Source organism: Streptomyces sp. NPDC101178 (assembly GCF_044767965.1).
GTDB lineage: Bacteria > Actinomycetota > Actinomycetes > Streptomycetales > Streptomycetaceae > Streptomyces.
Window position 1 is genome coordinate 849,755 of the sequence record NZ_JBIWOZ010000001.1, and the last position, 17,833, is coordinate 867,587.

Genomic DNA, 17,833 nt, shown 5'->3' on the forward strand with positions numbered 1-17,833 from the left:
TCCCTCTCCCTCAACTGCCCGTACTCCGGTAGGTCCGCAGCGCCGCCCGCCACGCCAGCCCGGCCAGCGCCCCGAACGCCACGGCCACCACCGGCGACAGGAACGCCACCCACCGCGGAAGGTCCAGCGGATACTCCCGGCCCAGCACGTACAGCGTCGGCAGCCAGCTGACGAAGGCCAGCGGGACCACGAACGTCACCCCGCGCACCAGGTCCTTCGCGAAGATCGTCGGCGGGTACTGGAGCAGCGTCGCCCCGCCGTACGTGAAGGCGCTCTGCACCTGCGAGGCGTCCTGCGCGACGAACTGGAACGCCGCCCCGGCCACGAAGACCGCGCCGAAGACCGCCGCACCGCTGATCACCATCACCGGCAACATCGCCACCTTCAGCGGCGTCCACGCGATGTCCAGCGTGACCAGCGCGTAGACCAGCACCGCGAGCCCCTGGAGGATCCGACCGATCCGGCGCAACGCGAACCGGTCCGCCGCCACCTGCGCCAGCACCGGGACCGGGCGTACGAGCAGGGTGTCGAGCGTGCCGTCCCGGACCCGGCGGCCCAGCCGTTCCATCGACCCCAGCAGCAGGTCGCACAGGCCGAACGCCGTCGCCGACACCCCGTACAGCAGGGCGATCTCCGGGAGCGTGTAGCCGCCCAGCGCGTCGACATGGGTGAACATCAGCACGATCGTGAGGAAGTCGAACGCCGTCACCGCGAGGTTCCCGAACGTCGTCATCACGAACGAGGCCCGGTACGCCATCGTCGAGCGCACCCACATCGCCACGATCAGCCCGTACGCCCGCAGCCCCTCCAGCAGCCGCGGCCGCTCCTCGTACGCGAAACCGGCCGGCTCCCGGCTCTCCTCCGGCCGCACCGCCACCGTCTCAGCCACCCTGCACCACCACCCTCCTCGTCGCCACGGACTGGAGCAGCCGCCCCGCCAGCAGCAGCGCCACCGCCCAGGCCCCCTGGAACGCGTACGCCTCCACCAGCCCCCACCCCGTGTGCTTGCCGAGGTACACATCGGCCGGGATCTGGAGCAGCGAGGACCACGGCAGCATCCGGGCCACCTCGCCGAGCAGGCCCGGGAAGAGGGGCAGCGGCAGCAGCATCCCGGAGAAGAACAGCCCCAGCAGCCAGGCCATCTGGCTCGCGCCCGCACCGTCCAGCAGCCAGAAAGCCGACAGCGCGACCAGGTAGCGCACGGCGAAGCTCACGACGACGCCCAGCAGCACCGAGAGCAGGAACGCCGGCCAGATCCACGCCGAGCCGGGGAGCGCGATGTCGAAGGCGAGCGCCCCCGCGAGCATCGGCACCACCCCGCGCCCCACCAACTGGAACGCCGCCCGTCCCAGGTCTCCCGCCAGCCACCACAGCTGGAGGTCCACCGGGCGGTACAGGTCCACGGCGATGTCGCCGGTGCGGATCCGCTCCGTCAGCTCGTCCTCGAAGCCGCCGCCCATCATCGCGCAGGCCGCCAGGAGGCCCTGCCCGATCCAGACGTACGCCAGCGCCTGGGCCATGTCGTACCCGCCGAGCTGCGGTCTTGCGTGCCACAGGGCGATGTAGGTGTACGCCAGGATGAAGCCGAAGACGGTGTTGGTGAACACCCCCGCGGCCGTCGCCGTCCGGTAGGTGGCGTAGCGCCGGAACCCGCCCGCCGCCACCACTGCGTACAGCCGCACGCCGTCCCCTCTCCCCCGCACCCACCGCCCCCGGAAGGATCCACCCCCGGTTCCGGACACCAAAGCGCACGACCCTAGTGCACGGAAGGAGGCCACCGCGACGGCTTTTCGAGGGGCGCGCAGGCGGAAGAACGGGGGAGATCGGAGGATGATACGAGGGTTTCCCGGCGAAACGGGCACTATGGGTTCACCGACCGCACCCGAGGAGCCCGCACCGACATGAGCGACGAGCACCAGACCTGGGCCCCTCGGGACCCCTCAGCCGCCTCCGCGAGCCCCGGGGCCGCCGAGGGCGCGCAAGGGAGCGCATCCGGGAACGGGAAGAAGAAGGGGCGCACGAAACGCCCCAAGCGGACCGGCTGGCGCCGCCTCGTCCCGACCTGGCGGATGGTCCTCGGGAGCGCCCTGGTGGCCGGACTCCTGCTGGTCGGCGGGTTCTTCGCCGGGTACCAGCTCGTCGACATCCCCGCCGCCAACGCCGGCGCCGACGCGCAGTCCAACGTCTACTTCTACAAGGACGGCACCGTCCTGGCCCGCGACGGCGAGGTGAACCGGGAGAAGGTCAAGCTCTCCCAGGTGCCCACCACCGTCCAGCAGGCCGTGCTCGCCGCCGAGGACCGCGACTTCTACAGCCAGCCCGCCGTCGACGTACGGGCCATGTTCCGGGCCGGCTGGAACACCGTGACCGGCAAGGGCAAACAGGGCGGGTCCACCATCACCCAGCAGTACGTCAAGAACTACTACCTCGGCCAGGAGCGGACCGTCGTCCGCAAGGCCAAGGAGTTCTTCATCGCGATCAAGCTCAACCGCGAGCAGAGCAAGGACCAGATCTTCGAGGGCTACCTCAACACCAGCTACTTCGGCCGCAACGCCTACGGCATCCAGGCCGCCGCCCAGGCGTACTACGGCAAGAACGTCGAGGACCTCACCACCGCCGAAGGCGCGTACCTCGCCTCGCTCCTCAACGCGCCCAGCGCCTACGACGTCGTCGCCCACCCCGACAGCAAGCCCGCGGCCCTGAGCCGCTGGAACTACGTCCTGGACGGCATGGTCAAGGAAGGCTGGCTCGACTCCGGCGAACGGTCCACGACCGAATTCCCGGTCCCCGGCGAGGCCAAGCCCTCCACCGGCCTCTCCGGCCAGCGCGGCTACCTGGTGCAGGCCGTCGAGGAGTACCTCACCGGCAACGGCGTCATCGACGAGAAGACCCTCGCCACCGGCGGCCACCGCATCACCACCACCCTCGACAAGAAGAAGCAGGACGCCTTCGTCGCGGCGGTCAAGGACAACGTGATGAAGAAGCGCAGCGACGACCGCGAGCCGGACAAGAACGTGCGCGTCGGCGGCGCCTCCATCGTCCCGCAGACCGGCGAGGTCGTCGCGATGTACGGCGGCATCGACTACACCCAGCAGTACGTCAACAACGCCACCCGCCGCGACTACCAGGTCGGCTCCACCTTCAAGCCGTTCGTCTTCACCGCCGCCATCGCGGGCGGCTCCACCACCCAGGACGGCCGGCGCATCACCCCGGAGACGTACTACGACGGCACCAACAAGCGCACCGTCCAGGGCCCGCAGGGCTCCACCGGCTACGACCCCGCCAACGAGGACGACGTCGACTACGGGCAGATCACCGTCCGCACCGCCACCGACAAGTCCGTCAACGCCGTCTACGCGCAGATGGCCCAGGACGTCGGCCCGGAGAAGGTGCGCGACACCGCCGTCGCGCTCGGCATCCCGAAGACCACCCCCGACCTCACCGCCTCCCCCTCCATCGCCCTCGGCCCCGCCACCGCCAGCGTCCTGGACCTCACCGAGGCGTACGCGACGCTCGCCAACCACGGCCGGCACGGCCCGTACACCCTCGTCGACAAGGTCACCAAGGACGGCACCGAGATCGAACTGCCCGACCGCGCGACCGAACAGGCCATCTCCCGCGAGGCAGCCGACACCACCACCGCACTCCTGCGCTCCGTCGTCGAAGGCGGCACCGGCTCCGCCGCCCAGGCCGCCGGCCGCCCCGCCGTCGGCAAGACGGGCACCGCAGAGGAGGACAAGGCCGCCTGGTTCGCCGGGTACACGCCCGACCTCGCGACCGTCGTCGCCGTGATGGGCCAGAACCCCGAATCCGGCGTCCAGACCCCGCTGTACGGAGCCCTCGGCCTGGACCGCGTCAACGGCGGCGGCGTCCCCGCCGAGACCTGGGCCGCCTACACCGAAGCGGCCCTGCGCTCCTCACCGGCCCAGGAGTTCGACCTCCGGACGGCCCCCGGCTCCGACGAACCCCAGGAGCCCGGCGAGGACGGAACCGACGGCGTCACCGACCCGGACGCCCCGGACGACACCGACTCCCCCAGCACTCCCAGCACCACAGCCACCCCCTCGGCCCCCACCGCCCCCGCCCCATCCACCCCGCCGGGCAACGGCGACGGCACCACAGGCACCACCGGCGGCACGACGGGCGGAACGGACGGGGGGACGGACGGCGGGACGACGACCGGGGACACCGGCGACGGCGGAACGGGAACCGGCACCGAGGGCGGCACCGACGGAGACAACGGCGACGACGGTACGGGAGCGCTCGGTGGCGGCCTCATCGAAGGAGTCCGCGGCGGCCGCGGACAGGGCGAGTGAGCCCGCCCCTCCGGGCACCCCTCAGTGCCCGGAGGTCGCCTTCAGGCCGACCACGGCCACCAGCAGCAGACAGACGAAGAAGATCCGGGCGGCGGTCACCGGCTCGTTCAGCACGACCATGCCGAGGATCGCCGCACCGGCCGCGCCGATGCCGACCCACACCCCGTACGCCGTACCGATCGGCAGCGTCTTCGCGGCATGCGACAGCAGCACCATGCTCGCCACGATCCCGATACCGGTGAACACGCTCGGCCAGAGCCGGGTGAACCCCTCGGTGTACTTCATCCCGATCGACCAGCCCACTTCGAGCAGACCGGCGACGATCAGCAGAACCCAGGCCATGGAAACCTCCGACGACAACGCGCGAGCGCGTGAACGAACACGGATGCGTCGTCTTTGCCTGCCCGGTACGGCGCGTCTCGTCGGGGTGGTTCCACCGTAGCAAGGAATGGGCGGAGGGCCTGGTGACCATGGTCACCAGGCCCTCCGCCGTACGTCCTACAGATACAGCCCGGTCGAGTCCACCGACCCCTCGAACCGGTCCGCCGCCACCGCGTGCAGGTCGCGCTCGCGCATCAGCACGTACGCCACACCCCGCACCTCGACCTCGGCACGGTCCTCGGGGTCGTACAGCACCCGGTCCCCGGGCTCCACCGTCCGCACGTTCTGGCCGACCGCGACGACGGCGCCCCAGGCGAGCCGCCGGCCCACCGCGGCCGTCGCCGGGATCAGGATGCCCCCGCCGGAACGCCGCTCGCCCTCGGCGGTGTCGTTCCGCACCAGGACGCGGTCGTGCAGCATGCGGATGGGCAGCTTGTCGTCGTCGCGCGGGCTGCCGTGGATCTTGCCGTGGGTGTTGTCGCTCACGCCCGCAACCTACCGCCACCGCTCCGACGCGCACGCCTGAGGGGCCCGTGCGCCCGGCGGAGCGACGGGCTCGTCGCCCGCGGCGCTCGCGGGCCCCGGGCGGACGGGTCCGTCACCCGCGGCGCTTGGAGACCGTGATCAGCCCCACCACGCCCACCACCAGCAGCGCGGCGGGAATCACCCGCTCCAGCCGCGGCGAACCGTCCGCCGCGACGAACTGCGCCTTCACCTGCGACACCGAGCGATTCACCGCGACGAACGCGCGGCCGGCCGTCCGGTCGACGGTCTGGGCCGCCTTGGCCTTCGCGTCGCCGACGATCGTCTTCGGGTGTACCCGCACTCCGATCTCGTCGAGCACCACAGCGAGCTGCTCGCGCCTGCTGATGATGTCCGCCTCGATCTGCGCAGGGGTCCTGGCATCCGACACTGCGCCGCCTCCGTGGTCGTGTCTCCGGTAAACCTTCTTCTGAACCTTCGTCGACAGTCTGTCAGCTCGAACCCCCGCGCACCCGACGGCACCCCTATTACGCTCGGTCCCGTCCGACCCGTGCACCACCCGAGGAGAACCACATGAGCGAGCGACTCAAGCCCGGCGACCCCGCTCCCGCCTTCACCCTTCCCGACGCCGACGGCAACGAGGTCTCGCTCGCGGACCACAAGGGCCGCAAGGTCATCGTCTACTTCTACCCGGCTGCTCTTACCCCCGGCTGCACCAAGCAGGCGTGCGACTTCACGGACAACCTCGACCTCCTGGCGGGCGCCGGCTACGACGTCATCGGCGTCTCCCCGGACAAGCCGGAGAAGCTCGCCAAGTTCCGCGAGCAGGAGAACCTCAAGGTCACGCTGGTCGGCGACCCGTCCAAGGAGACCCTGGAGGCGTACGGCGCCTTCGGCGAGAAAAAGCTGTACGGCAAGGTGGTGACGGGCGTCATCCGCTCCACCGTCGTCGTGGACGCGGACGGCAAGGTCGAGCACGCCTTCTACAACGTCAAGGCGACCGGCCACGTGGCCAAGATCATCAAGGACCTGGGCATCTGACCCGGCCCCTCCCGGCGCAACCTCACCCCGGATGGGCCATCCGGGGTGAGCGGCCCCGGACGCCCTCCCGTACGGAGGCGGACAACGCGCAGCCCGTACGCCTGCCCCGGAACGATGTCGAGATCATGTGACGGACCTCGCATCGGACCGTGAAGTCGGTTTGCGACCGCCACGACCGCGCAGAAGCCTTTCCTGGAACACCCTGCGAGGAAAGGACCCGGCCATGGCGGCCCCCGACCCCCACCAGGCGGCCGACCCCTCAGCGGTCAAACGCCACCCCGCGCTCTTCCGGGCCGCCCGGAAGCGCAAGAACCCGCGGCTGCGCCGGACGGACATCACCGTCACGGACGACGCCGCGGTGAAGCGCGCGGTGAAGGCGGCGTCGCTGGGCAACGCCATGGAGTGGTTCGACTTCGGGATCTACTCCTACCTGGCCGTCACCATCGGACACGTCTTCTTCCCGTCCGGGAACGAGACCACGCAGCTCCTCTCCTCCTTCGCGACCTTCGCGGTGGCCTTCCTCGTGCGCCCGCTCGGCGGCATGTTCTTCGGCCCGATGGGAGACAAGGTCGGCCGCAAGAAGGTCCTCGCGCTGACGATGATCCTGATGGCGGTCAGCACCTTCGCCATCGGCCTGATCCCGTCGCACGAGACGATCGGCATCGGGGCGGCGGCCCTGCTGATCTTCTTCCGGATGCTCCAGGGCTTCTCGACCGGCGGTGAGTACGGGGGCGCGTCCACGTTCATCGCCGAGTACGCCCCTGACAAGCGGCGCGGCTTCTTCGGCAGCTTCCTGGAGTTCGGGACCCTGGCCGGCTACGTCGGCGCGGCGGGCCTCGTGACGGCCCTGTACGCCCTGCTGAACGACGCCCAGATGGAGGCCTGGGGGTGGAGGATCCCGTTCCTCGTCGCGGGCCCGCTGGGCCTGGTCGGCCTCTACCTGCGACTGAAGCTTGACGAGACCCCCGCCTTCCAGAAGCTGGAGGGCGGCACGGCGCACGCGAGCGAGGCGGCGGACGGCGTGGAGGCCACGGCCAAGGGTGACCTGGCCAAGATCTTCCGGCAGTACTGGCCGACGCTGATCCTCTGCATCTGCCTGGTCGGCGCGTACAACATCACCGACTACATGCTGCTGTCGTACATGCCGACGTACCTCTCCGACGAGCTCGGCTACAGCGAGACGCACGGGCTGCTGATTCTGCTCGCGGTGATGCTCTTCCTGATGACGATCATCAGCCAGGTCGGCAAACTGTCGGACCGCTTCGGCCGCAAGCCGCTCCTCATGACCGGCATGCTGGGCTTCCTCTTCCTCTCCCTCCCCGCGTTCCTCCTGATCCGGATCGACGGCATCCTCCCGATCACCGTCGGCATGCTGATGCTCGGCCTCTCGCTGGTCTGCATGCTCGGCACGATGTCGGCGGCCCTCCCGGCCCTGTTCCCGACCCATGTCCGCTACGGCTCCCTGTCGGTCGGCTACAACCTCTCGGCGTCGATCTTCGGCGGCACGACCCCGCTGGTGATCACGGCCCTGATCAGCTGGACGGGCTCGAACCTGATGCCGGCGTACTACGCGATGGCGGCGGCCCTGGTCGGCGTGATCGCGGTGGCCTGCATGAAGGAGACCGCCCAGCAGCCGCTGATCGGTTCCCCACCGTCGGTGGAGACGGACGAGGAGGCGGCGGAACTGGTCCAGGCGCAGGCGCCGGAGCCGAAGTTCTGAGCCCTCCGCCTTGCCTGCCCTCTCCGGATTCTGGACGTAACCATCCGATAAACGGTTCGTTACTCCGTACGAGGCTGCGAACGTGCGGCCGGAATCGGAGGGGGCAGGGACGTGGGGAACAGCCCGTACACGCGGGAGCGGCTGGCGGAGGCCATAGCCGCGTCAACGAATTGGACCGACTTGATGCGTCGGCTAGGGCTGCCGGAGAACGGCGGCAGGCGACGCACGCTCCAGCGGCAGGCGACGGAGTACGGGCTGGACACTTCGCACTTCAAGCAACGGAGCCCGTGGGAGAAGTACCCGGACTCGGCGATCGCAGCAGCGGTGAAATGCTCCACTTCGCTACGCGAGGTCGTCAACAGACTGGGTGCCCCACCGGCCAGCGGCACTCTCTCCCACATCAGCCGCCGTATCGCCGCCGCCGAAATCGATGTCAGCCACTTCCCAGGGCTGAACCGCCCACAACTGGACCTCCCCTTCACCACGGATGAGTTACGGGCTGCAGCGGCGTCGGCCGACAGCATCCGGGGCACAGCACGCAGTCTGGGGATGCCGGACGCCGGCCGCTCACGCTCCGCGCTGGGCAGCCTGCTGCGGAGACGCGGCATCGACATTTCGCACTTTCGCAACGCGCGACTGGCGGTACCGGAGGACGCTCTGCGTCATGCGGTTCCCAGGAGCACCAGCTACGCGGACGTCATGCGAGCGCTCGGGCTCGAAGTCAATGACACCAATCATCGCCGTGTGCGACGCAAAGTTGCCCAGCTGAAGCTCGACACCAGCCATTTCGTCCGACGCTCCTGGTCGACGCAGCGGGTGCCCGAGCCTCGCGCGGTCGCGCCGACCACCCTCGTCGTCAAACCGTCCGGTTCATCCCGCACCCAACGCACGCGACTGCACCGCGCCTTGCAGGAGGTCGGTGTCGCCTACCGCTGCGTGTCCTGCGGCAACCCGGGCGAATGGCTGGGACAATCGTTCACGCTCCAGATCGATCACATCAATGGTGACTGGTTGGACAACCGGGCAGAGAACCTGCGCTACCTCTGCCCGAATTGCCACGCATTGACGGACACGTGGTGCCGTAACCGGCGCCCGAGAAGCCGGTAGAACACCTGATCTCGTATGCACGTACCGTGCGGGACGCCCTCCCGGCTAGCATGGCTGTTGTATGCGGCCGTGTCGGAATTGGCATACGAGCGGCGCTTAGAACGCCGTGGGAGAGATCCCGTGTGGGTTCAAGTCCCACCGGCCGCACAAGAACCGAGAGGGGCCGCCCCCTGGCCAGGGGGCGGCCCCTCTCGGTGTCCGAAGTGGGGTGTCACCCCACCAACTCCCGCACCACCGGCACCAGCGCCCGGAACGCCTTCCCGCGGTGGCTGATCGCGTTCTTCTCCGCCGGGGTCAGCTCCGCGCAGGTGCGGGTCTCCCCCTCCGGCTGGAGGATCGGGTCGTAGCCGAAGCCGTGGGCGCCGGACGGGGTGTGGCGCAGGGTGCCGTTCAGGCGGCCCTCGACGACGCGTTCGGTGCCGTCGGGGAGAGCGAGCGCGGCGGCGCAGGTGAAGTAGGCGCCGCGGTGGGCGTCGGCGATGTCGCCGAGCTGGGCCAGGAGCAGGCGCAGGTTGGCCTCGTCGTCGCCGTGGGTGCCGGACCAGCGGGCGGAGAAGATGCCGGGGGCGTCGCCGAGGACGTCCACGCAGAGGCCCGAGTCGTCGGCGATCGCCGGGTGGCCGGTGGCCTGGGCGAGGGCGTGGGCCTTGAGGAGCGCGTTCTCGGCGAAGGTGACGCCGGTCTCCTTGACGTCGGGGATGTCCGGGTACGCGTCCGCGCCGACGAGGTCGTGGTCGAGTCCCGCGTCGGCGAGGATGGCGTGCAGTTCGGTGATTTTCCCGGCGTTGCGGGTGGCGAGGATCAGGCGCGTCATGCGCCCATTGTCTCCTCCCGCGGCGGGCGGACCTACGGCGTGCAGACCTTGCCGATCTCCGCCGCCGCGTTCGTCACCGGGGTGATGTCCGGGGTGGCGTCACCGCTCTCGATGGACCCGCGCACCTCGGTGACGCCCGCCTGGAGGTCATCCACCGCCTTGGAGAGGTCCGCGTTGTCCGTGGTGTCGTCCAGCTTCTTGAGCTCGCGGTCGATCTCGTCCAGGGACTCGGAGGCCTGGGTGATGTCCTCGGAGGCGTTGGAGACGGCCTGTTGGAGGTTGCCGACGCTGGTGGCGATGGCGTCGGCGGTGCGGACGCAGTCGAGGGCCTTGTCGAGGCCGGCGCAGCCCACGGCGGTGGTCAGCGTGAGCAAGGTGGCGGCGGTGGCGAGTGCGAGGCGTTGGTGGCGGCGCGAAGCCATGGTGCGGTCCCTCCCCGGGGTGGTTACGCGGACGGGCGCACGGTTCGACCCGTGCGCCCGTGCTCGTAACGACGCTCTGTGGTGCGTATTTGGTTGCTTCTTTACCCGGGGAGGGTGGGTCGCTACGCGTTCCGGGTGCTCTCCAGTGCTTCGCGCTGGAGTGCCGCCAGGTCGACGCAGCCCGCGGTGGCCAGGTCCAGGAGCGAGCCGAGCTCCTCGCGGTCGAAGGGGGCGCCCTCGGCGGTGCCCTGGACCTCGACGAAGCGGCCGTCGCCGGTGCAGACGACGTTCATGTCCGTCTCGGCGCGGACGTCCTCCTCGTAGCAGAGGTCGAGCAGCGGGATGGAGTCGACGATGCCGACGCTGATGGCCGCGACGGTGTCGGTGAGCGGCTTGCGGCCGGCCTTGACGATCTTCTTGCCCTGGGCCCAGGCGACGGCGTCGGCGAGAGCCACGTACGCGCCGGTGATGGCGGCCGTACGGGTGCCGCCGTCGGCCTGGAGGACGTCGCAGTCCAGGACGATGGTGTTCTCGCCGAGCGCCTTGTAGTCGATGACGGCGCGGAGGGAGCGGCCGATCAGGCGGCTGATCTCGTGGGTGCGTCCGCCGATCTTGCCGCGTACGGCTTCGCGGTCGCCGCGGGTGTTGGTGGAGCGGGGCAGCATGGAGTACTCGGCGGTGACCCAGCCCTCGCCGCTGCCCTTGCGCCAGCGCGGGACGCCTTCGGTGACGGAGGCGGTGCAGAAGACTTTGGTGTCGCCGAAGGAGATGAGGACTGAGCCTTCGGCGTGCTTGCTCCAGCCGCGTTCGATGGTGACGGGGCGGAGCTGTTCGGGGGTGCGGCCGTCGATGCGAGACATGGGGCCGACCTTATCGGGTGGCGGGCGTGGCTCCATTCGGGTGCGGTGGGCCGGGAGCGGAGCCTGGGAGCGTACGTACGGCGCTGGCTCCGGCGCCCTCGTACGCGCTGCACTCCTCGGGGTCTTCGCACGCGGCGCGGGCTCAGGCGCCCTCGTACGCCGCAGGCCCCGGCACCTGGTGAGGTGCGGGGCCTGCGGTGCGCGGCGGCGGGTTGTCAGCCGGTCGTCACATCATGTCTTCGATGTCGGCGGCGATGGGGTCGGCGTCGGTGCCGATGACGACCTGGATCGCGGTGCCCATCTTGACGACGCCGTGGGCGCCGGCGGCCTTCAGGGCGGCTTCGTCGACCTTGCTGGCGTCGTGGACCTCGGTGCGGAGGCGGGTGATGCAGCCTTCGATCTCGTCGATGTTGTCGATGCCGCCGAGCCCGGCGACGATCTTCTCAGCCTTGGTGGCCATGCCTTCTCCCTGGTTTTCGCGTGCAGACGGGCCGCCCGCTGCGGGTCCGTTTCGTCACGGTAACGCACGGTTGGCCCAACTTCACGGGCGGGTAACCGGACTATCACCAAAGATAACGATCACCGGCGCCCTGCCTTCAGGGCGGGCCCGGACCGTGACGCAACTGGTCTACACCAGTTTCCGACGACCGCCAAACGAGGCTTGTTCCGGGAAGGACGCCGATGAGTTCGAGCGCCGCTGCGGCACCGCAGCCAAAATGGTGGAACGGGCCGGTCCAGGGGTTGCAGAAGGTCGGCCGCTCCCTCCAGCTCCCGGTGGCCGTCCTCCCGGCGGCGGGCCTGCTCGTCAGCCTCGGAAACCTGTTCGCGTCCTATCTGCACGGCGCCTTCTGGGAGAAGACCTCCAAGGTCCTGCTCAACGGCGGCACCGCGATCCTGGACGGCCAGCTGGGCCTGCCGCTGCTCTTCTGCATCGGCGTGGCCATCGGCTTCGCGAAGAAGGCCGACGGCTCCACCGCACTGGCGGCCGTCGTCGGATTCCTGGTCTACCGGGGCGTCCTCACCGCGTTCCCCATGGACGGCACGGTGACGGACGATCTGCCCGCCGGTGAGCCGCAGAACCCGGGCGTCCTCGGCGGCATCCTGATCGGCCTGCTGACCGCGGTGGTCTGGCAGCGCTACCACCGCACCAAGCTGGTGGACTGGCTCGGCTTCTTCAACGGGCGGCGCCTGGTGCCGATCCTGATGGCGTTCCTCTGCGTGATCCTGGGCGTGCTGTTCGGACTGTTGTGGCAGCCGGTGGGTGACGGGCTGACCTGGTTCTCCAAGCAGCTGATCGATCTCGGCTCGTGGGGCGCGGCGATCTTCGGCTTCGCGAACCGGCTGCTGATCCCGATCGGCATGCACCAGTTCCTCAACACGTTCTTCTGGTTCCAGGCGGGTGAGTTCACCGGAGCGGACGGACAGACCGTCCAGGGCGACATCTCGCGGTTCTTCGCCGAGGACCCGTCGGCCGGCCAGTTCACCTCGGGCTTCTTCCCGATCATGATGTTCGGCCTGCCCGCCGCGGCCCTGGCCATCACCCACTGCGCGCGCCCCGAGCGCCGCAAGGAGGTCGGCGGCCTGATGGTGTCGGTGGCGCTGACCTCGTTCGTGACCGGGGTGACCGAGCCGCTGGAGTTCTCGTTCATGTTCGTCGCGCCGCTGCTGTACGGCGTGCACGCGGTGCTCACCGGCGCCTCGATGGGCATCACCTGGCTGCTCGGGGTGCATGCCGGGTTCAGCTTCTCGGCCGGGTTGATCGACTACGTCGTCAACTGGCATCTGGACACGAAACCGTGGCTGATCATCCCGATCGGCGCGTGCTTCGCGGTCGTCTACTACATCATCTTCCGTTTCGCGATCACCAAGTTCGACCTCAAGACACCGGGCCGGGAACCGGAGGAGATCGAGAAGGAGATCGAGAAGGACCTGACGAAGTAGCAGGTCGACGGGGTTTCACCCCGGTCGCGCAAGGCCCTCGGACCGCCCGGTCCGGGGGCCTTCGCCATGTCACCGAACGTGCCGGGTCTGCTACCGCGAATCAGTAGGGAATTGCAGGTTCCTTATCTAACCCTCACCGTGCTAAAACTGGTCTACACCACTGAGTGGTCCAGACCACGGCGCTCTGCCGCAGGGTCTGTCGAGTCGCCGCCTCCCCGCATCAACGACCTGGGCGGCACCGTGTCCCATGGAGGAAGTTGATGACCACGGCTGAGACCGCACCCGCGGCCGAGAAGAAGAAGGGCGCCGGCGCGATGGCCGTCATGCAGCGCATCGGCCGCAGCCTCATGCTGCCGGTCGCCGTGCTGCCGGCCGCCGCGCTCCTGGTCCGCCTCGGCAACGGCGACATGCTGGGCCGCGACTCGTTCCCGACCTTCATCACGAAGCTCGCCGGCTACATGGCCGCGGGCGGCGGCGCGATCCTCGACAACATGCCGCTGCTCTTCGCCGTCGGCATCGCGATCGGCTTCGCGAAGAAGTCGGACGGCTCGACCGCGCTGGCCGCCGTCACCGGCTACCTCGTCTTCCAGAAGGTGCTCGCCACCTTCACAGACAGCAACCTGCCCCAGGTCGCGAGCGTCGCCGACGGCAAGATCGTGATGAGCGACGCCCCGGTCAACGCCGGTGTCCTCGGCGGTGTCGTGATGGGCATAGTCGTGGCCCTGCTGTACCAGAAGTTCTACCGGACGAAGCTGCCCGACTGGGCCGGCTTCTTCAGCGGCCGCCGCCTGGTCCCGATCCTCTCCGCCTTCGCGGGTCTGCTCATCGGTATCGTCTTCGGCCTGATCTGGCCGGTCCTCGGCGCCGGTCTGCACAACTTCGGTGAGTGGCTCGTCGGCTCCGGCGCGGTCGGCGCGGGCATCTTCGGTGTCGCCAACCGTGCGCTGATCCCGGTCGGCATGCACCACCTGCTGAACTCCTTCCCGTGGTTCCAGGCAGGCGAGTACAACGGCGCCCACGGCGACATCGCCCGCTTCCTCGCCGGTGACCCGAACGCCGGACAGTTCATGACCGGCTTCTTCCCGATCATGATGTTCGCCCTCCCGGCGGCCTGCCTCGCGATCGTCCACTGTGCCCGCCCGGAGCGCCGCAAGGTCGTCGGCGGCATGATGTTCTCGCTCGCGCTGACCTCGTTCGTCACCGGTGTGACCGAGCCGATCGAGTTCACGTTCATGTTCATCGCCCCGGTGCTGTACGCGATCCACGCGGTGCTCACCGGTGTGTCGATGGCCCTGACCTGGGCGCTCGGCATGAAGGACGGCTTCGGCTTCTCCGCCGGTCTGGTCGACTTCCTGCTGAACCTCGGCATCGCCACCAAGCCGTGGCTGCTGGTCCTCGTCGGCCTCTGCTTCGCGGTGGTCTACTACGTGATCTTCCGCTTCGCGATCACCAAGTTCAACCTCCCGACCCCGGGCCGGGAGTCGGACGAGGAGCTGGCCGAGCTGCAGAAGGCCGAGGCGAAGTAGCCCTCAGTCCCACCCCGTACGCCGTACCCCGTACACGACGAGACCCCCGCCTCCTTACCGGACGGCGGGGGTCTCGTCGTACGCGCCCTCAGAACTCGTACACCGCTCCCGGCGCCGCCAGTTCCACCGGGCCCGGGTAGACCGCCTGCGCGTCGGCGAGGTTGCGGTTCTCGTCCGTCCACGGCGGGATGTGGGTGAGGACGAGACGGCGTACGCCGGCGCGCGCGGCGGCTTCGCCGGCCTCCCGGCCGTTGAGGTGCAGGTCGGGGATGTCTTCCTTGCCGTCGACGAACGACGCCTCGCAGAGGAACAGGTCCGCGTCCCGGGCCAGCTCTTCCAGGGCGTCGCAGGTGCCGGTGTCGCCGGAGTAGGCGAGGGTGGAGCCGCCGTGCTCGATCCGGATGCCGAAGGTGTCGACCGGGTGGCGGAGCTTCTCCGTACGAACGGTGAAGGGGCCGATCTCGAAGGTGTCGGCCTTGAGCGTGTGGAAGTCGAAGACCTCGCTCATCGCCTGCTCGGACGGGGTGTCGGCGTGGGCGGCGGTCAGGCGCTGCTCGGTGCCCTCGGGTCCGTAGACCGGGAGAGGGACGGGGCGGGCGCCGTCGTGGCGGTAGTAGCGCACGACGAAGTACGCGCACATGTCGATGCAGTGATCGGCGTGCAGGTGGCTGAGGAAGATCGCGTCGAGGTCGTAGAGACCGACGTGGCGCTGCAGCTCGCCGAGGGCGCCGTTGCCCATGTCGAGGAGCAGCCGGAAGCCGTCGGCCTCTACGAGGTAGCTCGAGCATGCCGAACCCGGGGACGGGAACGAGCCGGAGCAGCCGACGACGGTGAGCTTCATGGAGCGTGAACCTCCGAGACGTGGGAACGGGGAGGGTTCGTGCGGGTGGGGTCGTGCGGGTGGGGTCGTGCGGATGAGGTGCCGTGCGGGTGGGGTCGTGCAATTCCTGCCGGAACGTTTTGCGGTTTGTCGAGCGTAAGGCGCAAAACTCCGCGTCGCTCCTCTGCCGCCTGCCGTTGTGGGGGAACTCACCTGCTCTGTCACCGGTTCGATGGAAGCGCGCCCACGGTGGGCCCGGGCGCGGCGTCCTGACGCGGGCGGGGTGGCTGTGGGCCCCACCGGTACGGTCGGGGGATGGACACGATCTGGTGGGTGGCGCTGGTCGCCGTGGTTCTGCTGGCTCTCGTCGCCGCGGTGGTGGACGGGCGCGGGCGCTCGGACCGGGGGCCGCGGTCGCGGCGGCCGGAGCGGACGAGCCGGCCTCCGTCGCGGCCCTCGCGGCCCTCGGGGAAGCCGTCGGGGCCGGCGGGACGCGGTGAGGGGCGTACGCCGCGGGCGGGCGAGGTGTGGTGGGCCGATGTGCCGTACGAGGACGGGCCCGGGTCCAAGGACCGGCCGTGCCTGGTGCTTTCGGTACGGGGCCGGGGGCGAGGGCGTACGGCGCTCGTCGCCAAGATCACCAGTAAGCATCACGAGGAGCGGCCCGGGGTGATCGCGCTGCCTGCGGGGGCGGTGGGGGATCAGCGCGGGCGGCAGAGCTTCCTGGAGACCGATGAGCTGCGGGAGGTGGCGCTCGGCGGGTTCCGGCGGCGGGTGGGGACCGTGGACGCGGAGGTGTGGGAGCGGGTGCGGGGGCTGGGGGCGGGGTGAGGGCGGGGCCCTTTTCGGGGCTCCGCCCCGGACCCCGCTCCTCGAACGCCGGAGGGGCTGAATCCAGGCCCTACGCCCAGAGCTGGCCCTGCAGCGTTTCGATCGCCGCCTCCGTCGTCTCCGCCGTGTACACACCCGTCGACAGGTACTTCCAGCCGCCGTCCGCGACCACGAAGACGATGTCCGCGCTCTCCCCCGCCTTGACCGCCTTCTTCCCCACGCCGATCGCCGCGTGGAGCGCGGCGCCCGTGGAGACGCCCGCGAAGATGCCCTCCTGCTGGAGGAGTTCGCGGGTGCGGGTGACCGCGTCGGCGGAGCCGACCGAGAAGCGGGTGGTGAGGACCGAGGCGTCGTAGAGCTCGGGGACGAAGCCCTCGTCGAGGTTGCGGAGGCCGTAGACCAGGTCGTCGTAGCGCGGTTCGGCGGCGACGATCTGGATGCCCTCGCGGTTCTCGCGGAGGTAGCGGCCGACGCCCATCAGGGTGCCGGTGGTACCGAGGCCCGCCACGAAGTGCGTGATGGACGGGAGGTCGGTGAGGATCTCCGGTCCGGTGGTGGCGTAGTGGGCGCCCGCGTTGTCCGGGTTGCCGTACTGGTAGAGCATCACCCAGTCCGGGTGCTCGGCGCTGAGCTCCTTCGCGACCCGTACGGCGGTGTTGGAGCCGCCGGCGGCCGGCGAGGAGATGATCTCGGCGCCCCACATGGCGAGCAGGTCGCGCCGCTCCTGCGAGGTGTTCTCCGGCATGACGCAGACGATGCGGTAGCCCTTGAGCTTGGCCGCCATGGCGAGCGAGATGCCGGTGTTGCCGCTGGTGGGCTCCAGGATCGTGCAGCCGGGGGTGAGCCGGCCGTCCTTCTCCGCCTGTTCGACCATGTGGAGCGCGGGGCGGTCCTTGATCGAGCCGGTGGGGTTGCGGTCCTCCAGCTTGGCCCAGATGCGGACGTCCTCGGACGGGGACAGCCGCGGGAGGCGGACGAGGGGGGTGTTCCCCACGGCCGCCAGCGGGGAGTCGTACCGCATCAGCGCATGCCGCCGGCGACGGCCGGGAGGATGGTGACGTTGTCGCCGTCGCTGAGCTTGGTGGAGATGCCGTCGAGGAAGCGGACGTCCTCGTCGTTGAGGTAGACGTTCACGAAGCGGCGGAGCTGTTCGCCGTCGACGATGCGCTCACGGATGCCGGTGTGGCGGCTCTCCAGGTCGGCGAAGAGGTCGGCGAGGGTGTCCCCGTTGCCTTCGACGGCCTTGGCGCCGTCGGTGTAGGTGCGGAGGATGGTCGGGATGCGGACCTCGATGGCCATGGCGTGGGCTCCTGTCGAAAGCGGGGAGGTGGTGGCGTGGGGCGCGCGTTTCTTCCCCCGCGCAGGGGGTGGGGCAGGTGGGTGGCGCGCGGGCCGTGACTCAGGCCGTGCGGCTCACGGGCAGGCTGCGGGCGGGGGACAGATCGCGCTCTTGAGCCTGCACAGGTCGACGTGCAGCCGCGCGACGAGCAGCGTGCCCGGCGTCCTGTTGCTCACGTCATGGGGAACCATGCGGGCATCGTATCGATTCCCGGTCCGGAAACCCGAGTGTG

The 17,833-nt window shown here is 69.8% G+C and carries 20 protein-coding genes, 1 tRNA gene and 1 riboswitch; of the genes, 8 read left to right on the plus strand and 13 right to left on the minus strand.

What is annotated here, in order from left to right:
- Positions 1–10: 10 nt before the first annotated feature.
- Together ACIRR8_RS03605 and ACIRR8_RS03610 are read right to left on the minus strand one after the other, a co-directional pair.
- The gene (locus ACIRR8_RS03605; RefSeq protein ID WP_404058468.1) at positions 11–889 is read right to left on the minus strand and encodes an ABC transporter permease; all 879 of its coding nucleotides are present in this window, start codon (positions 887–889) and stop codon (positions 11–13) included.
- Positions 882–1,682 carry an ABC transporter permease gene (locus tag ACIRR8_RS03610; RefSeq protein ID WP_404058470.1) on the minus strand — a complete coding sequence of 267 codons (801 nt, stop codon included), beginning with the start codon at positions 1,680–1,682 and terminating at the stop codon, positions 882–884. Before ACIRR8_RS03610 ends, ACIRR8_RS03605 begins: the two co-directional genes overlap by 8 nt.
- Positions 1,683–1,901: 219 nt before the next feature.
- Between ACIRR8_RS03610 and ACIRR8_RS03615 the strand changes: the two genes are divergently transcribed.
- A complete protein-coding gene (locus ACIRR8_RS03615) occupies positions 1,902–4,316 on the plus strand; it encodes a transglycosylase domain-containing protein (RefSeq protein ID WP_404058472.1) in 2,415 nt (804 codons plus the stop codon).
- Positions 4,317–4,337: 21 nt separating this feature from the next.
- On the opposite strand, the gene ACIRR8_RS03620 is transcribed toward ACIRR8_RS03615, so the two are convergent.
- The 3 genes from ACIRR8_RS03620 to ACIRR8_RS03630 form a co-directional block, all read right to left on the minus strand.
- Complete coding sequence (locus ACIRR8_RS03620) at positions 4,338–4,658, minus strand: DMT family transporter (RefSeq protein WP_404058474.1); 321 nt, start codon at positions 4,656–4,658, stop codon at positions 4,338–4,340.
- Positions 4,659–4,700: 42 nt separating this feature from the next.
- Positions 4,701–4,759, minus strand: a riboswitch (guanidine-III (ykkC-III) riboswitch).
- 55 nt (positions 4,760–4,814) lie between these two features.
- Positions 4,815–5,117: a co-chaperone GroES gene (locus ACIRR8_RS03625; protein ID WP_203611033.1), complete on the minus strand. Its 303-nt coding sequence runs from the start codon at positions 5,115–5,117 to the stop codon at positions 4,815–4,817.
- 178 nt (positions 5,118–5,295) lie between these two features.
- Positions 5,296–5,610 carry a DUF3618 domain-containing protein gene (locus ACIRR8_RS03630; RefSeq protein ID WP_404058476.1) on the minus strand — a complete coding sequence of 105 codons (315 nt, stop codon included), beginning with the start codon at positions 5,608–5,610 and terminating at the stop codon, positions 5,296–5,298.
- 143 nt (positions 5,611–5,753) lie between these two features.
- On the opposite strand from ACIRR8_RS03630, the gene bcp reads away from it, so the two are divergent.
- The 4 genes from bcp (at position 5,754) to ACIRR8_RS03650 (ending at position 9,195) form a co-directional block, all read left to right on the plus strand.
- Positions 5,754–6,221: a thioredoxin-dependent thiol peroxidase gene (bcp, locus tag ACIRR8_RS03635; RefSeq protein WP_404058478.1), complete on the plus strand. Its 468-nt coding sequence runs from the start codon at positions 5,754–5,756 to the stop codon at positions 6,219–6,221.
- Between the two features lie 223 nt (positions 6,222–6,444).
- The gene (proP, locus tag ACIRR8_RS03640) at positions 6,445–7,941 is read left to right on the plus strand and encodes a glycine betaine/L-proline transporter ProP (protein ID WP_404058480.1); all 1,497 of its coding nucleotides are present in this window, start codon (positions 6,445–6,447) and stop codon (positions 7,939–7,941) included.
- Positions 7,942–8,052: 111 nt separating this feature from the next.
- Positions 8,053–9,048, plus strand: coding sequence for an HNH endonuclease (locus ACIRR8_RS03645; RefSeq protein ID WP_404058482.1), 996 nt, complete (start codon positions 8,053–8,055; stop codon positions 9,046–9,048).
- A 63-nt stretch (positions 9,049–9,111) separates the two neighbouring features.
- Positions 9,112–9,195: transfer RNA gene (locus tag ACIRR8_RS03650), tRNA-Leu, on the plus strand.
- A gap of 64 nt (positions 9,196–9,259) precedes the next feature.
- Here ACIRR8_RS03650 and rdgB read toward each other — a convergent pair.
- The 4 genes from rdgB to ACIRR8_RS03670 all read right to left on the minus strand — a co-directional run bounded on the left by rdgB (position 9,260) and on the right by ACIRR8_RS03670 (position 11,604).
- Complete coding sequence (gene rdgB, locus ACIRR8_RS03655) at positions 9,260–9,862, minus strand: RdgB/HAM1 family non-canonical purine NTP pyrophosphatase (RefSeq protein ID WP_404058484.1); 603 nt, start codon at positions 9,860–9,862, stop codon at positions 9,260–9,262.
- 32 nt (positions 9,863–9,894) lie between these two features.
- Positions 9,895–10,284: a hypothetical protein gene (locus ACIRR8_RS03660; RefSeq protein WP_404058486.1), complete on the minus strand. Its 390-nt coding sequence runs from the start codon at positions 10,282–10,284 to the stop codon at positions 9,895–9,897.
- A gap of 122 nt (positions 10,285–10,406) precedes the next feature.
- On the minus strand, positions 10,407–11,144 hold the full coding sequence (gene rph, locus ACIRR8_RS03665) for a ribonuclease PH (RefSeq protein WP_404058488.1): 738 nt from the start codon (positions 11,142–11,144) through the stop codon (positions 10,407–10,409).
- Between the two features lie 226 nt (positions 11,145–11,370).
- The gene (locus ACIRR8_RS03670; RefSeq protein ID WP_103532506.1) at positions 11,371–11,604 is read right to left on the minus strand and encodes a PTS glucose/sucrose transporter subunit IIB; all 234 of its coding nucleotides are present in this window, start codon (positions 11,602–11,604) and stop codon (positions 11,371–11,373) included.
- Between the two features lie 221 nt (positions 11,605–11,825).
- Between ACIRR8_RS03670 and ACIRR8_RS03675 the strand changes: the two genes are divergently transcribed.
- Entirely contained in the window at positions 11,826–13,085 is a 1,260-nt protein-coding gene (locus tag ACIRR8_RS03675; protein ID WP_404058490.1) for a PTS transporter subunit EIIC, read from the plus strand.
- Between the two features lie 260 nt (positions 13,086–13,345).
- Positions 13,346–14,611, plus strand: a complete 1,266-nt coding sequence (locus ACIRR8_RS03680) for a PTS transporter subunit EIIC (RefSeq protein ID WP_404058491.1) — start codon at positions 13,346–13,348, stop codon at positions 14,609–14,611.
- Between the two features lie 88 nt (positions 14,612–14,699).
- Here the strand turns inward: ACIRR8_RS03680 and ACIRR8_RS03685 are convergent, their stop codons facing one another.
- Complete coding sequence (locus ACIRR8_RS03685) at positions 14,700–15,452, minus strand: MBL fold metallo-hydrolase (RefSeq protein WP_404058492.1); 753 nt, start codon at positions 15,450–15,452, stop codon at positions 14,700–14,702.
- A gap of 294 nt (positions 15,453–15,746) precedes the next feature.
- On the opposite strand from ACIRR8_RS03685, the gene ACIRR8_RS03690 reads away from it, so the two are divergent.
- Positions 15,747–16,262 carry a type II toxin-antitoxin system PemK/MazF family toxin gene (locus tag ACIRR8_RS03690; protein ID WP_404058494.1) on the plus strand — a complete coding sequence of 172 codons (516 nt, stop codon included), beginning with the start codon at positions 15,747–15,749 and terminating at the stop codon, positions 16,260–16,262.
- Between the two features lie 70 nt (positions 16,263–16,332).
- On the opposite strand, the gene ACIRR8_RS03695 is transcribed toward ACIRR8_RS03690, so the two are convergent.
- From ACIRR8_RS03695 to ACIRR8_RS03705, 3 genes are all read right to left on the minus strand, one after another.
- Complete coding sequence (locus ACIRR8_RS03695; protein ID WP_084746599.1) at positions 16,333–17,283, minus strand: PLP-dependent cysteine synthase family protein; 951 nt, start codon at positions 17,281–17,283, stop codon at positions 16,333–16,335.
- Entirely contained in the window at positions 17,283–17,561 is a 279-nt protein-coding gene (locus tag ACIRR8_RS03700) for a MoaD/ThiS family protein (RefSeq protein ID WP_006124874.1), read from the minus strand. The genes ACIRR8_RS03695 and ACIRR8_RS03700 overlap by 1 nt, the downstream gene beginning before the upstream one ends.
- A 114-nt stretch (positions 17,562–17,675) precedes the next feature.
- Entirely contained in the window at positions 17,676–17,792 is a 117-nt protein-coding gene (locus ACIRR8_RS03705) for a putative leader peptide (protein WP_309544402.1), read from the minus strand.
- Positions 17,793–17,833: the final 41 nt, after the last annotated feature.

Coding starts and splice junctions, on each gene's coding strand:
- ACIRR8_RS03680 (WP_404058491.1), top strand. CDS start 13,346: ATGACCACGGCTGAGACCGCACCCGCGGCCGAGAAGAAGAAGGGCGCC.
- bcp (WP_404058478.1), top strand. CDS start 5,754: ATGAGCGAGCGACTCAAGCCCGGCGACCCCGCTCCCGCCTTCACCCTT.
- rph (WP_404058488.1), bottom strand. CDS start 11,144: ATGTCTCGCATCGACGGCCGCACCCCCGAACAGCTCCGCCCCGTCACC.
- rdgB (WP_404058484.1), bottom strand. CDS start 9,862: ATGACGCGCCTGATCCTCGCCACCCGCAACGCCGGGAAAATCACCGAA.
- ACIRR8_RS03690 (WP_404058494.1), top strand. CDS start 15,747: ATGGACACGATCTGGTGGGTGGCGCTGGTCGCCGTGGTTCTGCTGGCT.
- ACIRR8_RS03675 (WP_404058490.1), top strand. CDS start 11,826: ATGAGTTCGAGCGCCGCTGCGGCACCGCAGCCAAAATGGTGGAACGGG.
- ACIRR8_RS03685 (WP_404058492.1), bottom strand. CDS start 15,452: ATGAAGCTCACCGTCGTCGGCTGCTCCGGCTCGTTCCCGTCCCCGGGT.
- ACIRR8_RS03670 (WP_103532506.1), bottom strand. CDS start 11,604: ATGGCCACCAAGGCTGAGAAGATCGTCGCCGGGCTCGGCGGCATCGAC.
- ACIRR8_RS03615 (WP_404058472.1), top strand. CDS start 1,902: ATGAGCGACGAGCACCAGACCTGGGCCCCTCGGGACCCCTCAGCCGCC.
- ACIRR8_RS03625 (WP_203611033.1), bottom strand. CDS start 5,117: ATGCTGCACGACCGCGTCCTGGTGCGGAACGACACCGCCGAGGGCGAG.
- ACIRR8_RS03660 (WP_404058486.1), bottom strand. CDS start 10,284: ATGGCTTCGCGCCGCCACCAACGCCTCGCACTCGCCACCGCCGCCACC.
- ACIRR8_RS03620 (WP_404058474.1), bottom strand. CDS start 4,658: ATGGCCTGGGTTCTGCTGATCGTCGCCGGTCTGCTCGAAGTGGGCTGG.
- proP (WP_404058480.1), top strand. CDS start 6,445: ATGGCGGCCCCCGACCCCCACCAGGCGGCCGACCCCTCAGCGGTCAAA.
- ACIRR8_RS03700 (WP_006124874.1), bottom strand. CDS start 17,561: ATGGCCATCGAGGTCCGCATCCCGACCATCCTCCGCACCTACACCGAC.
- ACIRR8_RS03705 (WP_309544402.1), bottom strand. CDS start 17,792: ATGGTTCCCCATGACGTGAGCAACAGGACGCCGGGCACGCTGCTCGTC.
- ACIRR8_RS03695 (WP_084746599.1), bottom strand. CDS start 17,283: ATGCGGTACGACTCCCCGCTGGCGGCCGTGGGGAACACCCCCCTCGTC.